Consider the following 2,420-nt stretch of genomic DNA (forward strand, 5'->3'; position numbering starts at 1 on the left):
CACCTTGAAATCACTCGTCTTTGGCGGTAAAGGTGTCAGCATTGAACTCCCAACGCTCGGCCTTCTGTATAAACTTGGCTTCGACGGGCGGTCCGTCGTACTCGGCTGACAGTAACACGTAGTTCTGAATCGTTCCGAACAACTCTACGTAGCAGTACAGGCTCCTGTACTGGCTGAAAATGTAGAGATGGTGTGTGGGAAACCAGTCCTCGTGGGTATGCTTCTCCGTCTCAAAAAAACGCTCAGCATCCGTAGTGGGGTAGTATGGAAAGATACTCGATCGAAGCAGCGCTTCAGAGTTCGTCATGTCACCATCAGCGAGCAAGTGCTTGAAAACTGCCCGTGGCACCCCAGAATGGTTTGCGAATTCGATAGCAATCTTTAATACTCCACGGAGCACTTCCACTGAGCTAGGACTCACTGGAACTAGCAGGCTTTGAGCATATGTTGCCGCATTCTCACTCAGCTCGAGAGCGTAGCCACTAGAGAGGGCCGCTTTGACTGCTGGTGAATTCGAGAACTGCTCAGCTTGCTTGAGAGTAGAGCCGATGACTGTTACCGTCTTCTTCGCCTCGCTGGTGAGCATCAGCGGTCGAGACGGCGCGATGGTGAAGTCTTGGGAGAGCAAGAAAGTTACTGCGGAAAGACTTGACGCTTCGTCCTCGTTTAGTGCGAGCCTAACTTTTGCCTTGGCGTGAGCACCTGCCCCCCGAGGAAGGTCCAGCAACACTGTCAGAGGAGCCAGTGCCGCCACGAATGGACCATCAACGCTATTACCAAGCTTGCTGCCACAAGATGCACAAAGGATCTCGTCTGCAATCAAGGTTCCACCCAGGCTGTCTTGAATGATGTGCTCTCCGTGCTTGAGAACCCCATCGCTGTCGAACGGCTTATCGCAGAGATAACATTTTTCTGGCACTGGTAGTCTTCCTTGAAGTTGATTCGGTCTTGACTCAATTTATTCCCGCCTCAGAACGGCAGTTATGCATGCTTGGCGTTCCGGAACTCCTACTAAAGGCGAAATTTTATTCCTACTCGCAGTAGTCTTACGCGTCGACAGCGGAAGTCTAATCACACATTTATCGAACGACCGGTCTCGGGCGTCCCAGCCGACTTGATGGCCGACTTCTTTGGGTCTAGTGGAGACGGTCACTGGGTGCGCCAGGAAATAATTGGCATTGGTGATGCGGTAGATTTCCGCATCTGGATCGACATCAAGGAAGTTCATCGGGTCTCAGTTTTTACACGCCTCTGTGCATTTCTCCCGTTATAAGAACGGATCGTATCGTTGAATTCATTGTCAAACTCGCGGGTACTGCATAGGCCATCGTACGCGCGTCGCTGGCTTCTCAAAGACCGCTCCCAGCAGATCGAGCCGTCTGCTTTTGGTCGGCTGCAGCCAATCGCCAGACCTGCTGGTAAGGTCAAATCATGGCCAGTATCAGTCGTTTCTCCAGATCTATAGCTGACGTCCAACGTTCAATTTATGTTCCGCTCTACCGGACTGGCGTTAGCGTTAGCATTGGCTTGCTGTGAAGTTCAAGTTGCTTTAAGCGCTTGCTCACGTTGGCGGATGCACTGTGCTCTTTTTCTGAAAGTGCGACGAGACATATCGGATACTCTCCGCGTCGGTTCTTCAGCATGAGCTTGCCTAGAGCGGTAGCCACACTATGGTTGTCCTGGAACTGACCTCGGAGCAATCGGCGTAGTCCGCTAGCCAACAAGTCTGCAACTTGCACACCTTCGCTTGACTCTGAGTCAACAAACGTCATCTCACGACGTAGGATTTTTCCAAGGTCGAATCCATCCATCTCTGGGAATCCGTAATCCGTCTGCAGGTAGTCAGGCGCCTTGCCATCCTCGAACTCGTAGTTCTTCATGAAGCTATAGTTAAAACCACGAACTGCCTCGAAGGGAAAATTTATTGATTTGCTTTGCAGAAGTGGTGGAGCGATCTTTTCGAATGCTTTTTCAAAGGTCGGCTTTTTGATATTTTTTTGGTCAATCCGCCATCTAAATTGCTTAAGGGCCTGCGGCCTCCGCTGCGCAAAGTAGTTTATTGATCGCCGTAGTACATCGTCGATCAACCGCACCTGACATACAAGCTGAACGTAGAGCTGCCCGGATAGTCCTTCAAGTTCGTCTGCAAGGATCTGGAGTCCAGTACGCCCATTTTCATAGCGCATCCTCGGAATAATATCTCTGATTTTGGCGACCTGTATACTTTGATGTTGTGCTACTCGTTGCGTTGTGTTCAAGCCGGCATCAGTGGCGGTGGCGAACAGCAGGATGTCTTCGCGGTCAAGCTTCGCAAGTAGGTCGAGATAGGCTGCCTCATTAACCTGGTTCAGTTTTACCTCGTGCAACGGCAGGCCACCAGATGCGATGCGTAGTTTCTTCGTAACTATTCAGCCCCCCCC

The 2,420-nt window shown here is 51.1% G+C and carries 2 protein-coding genes; both read right to left on the minus strand.

Annotation, left to right across the window (positions count from 1 at the left end; translation table 11 throughout):
- Positions 1-10: 10 nt before the first annotated feature.
- On the minus strand, positions 11-919 hold the full coding sequence (locus tag C6P64_RS17480; RefSeq protein ID WP_170073144.1) for an HNH endonuclease: 909 nt from the start codon (positions 917-919) through the stop codon (positions 11-13).
- A 577-nt stretch (positions 920-1,496) separates the two neighbouring features.
- Positions 1,497-2,366, minus strand: coding sequence for a DUF3800 domain-containing protein (locus C6P64_RS18085; protein WP_146115976.1), 870 nt, complete (start codon positions 2,364-2,366; stop codon positions 1,497-1,499).
- Between the last annotated feature and the right edge of the window lie 54 nt (positions 2,367-2,420).

This window comes from Malikia granosa (assembly GCF_002980595.1).
Classification (GTDB): domain Bacteria; phylum Pseudomonadota; class Gammaproteobacteria; order Burkholderiales; family Burkholderiaceae_C; genus Malikia; species Malikia granosa.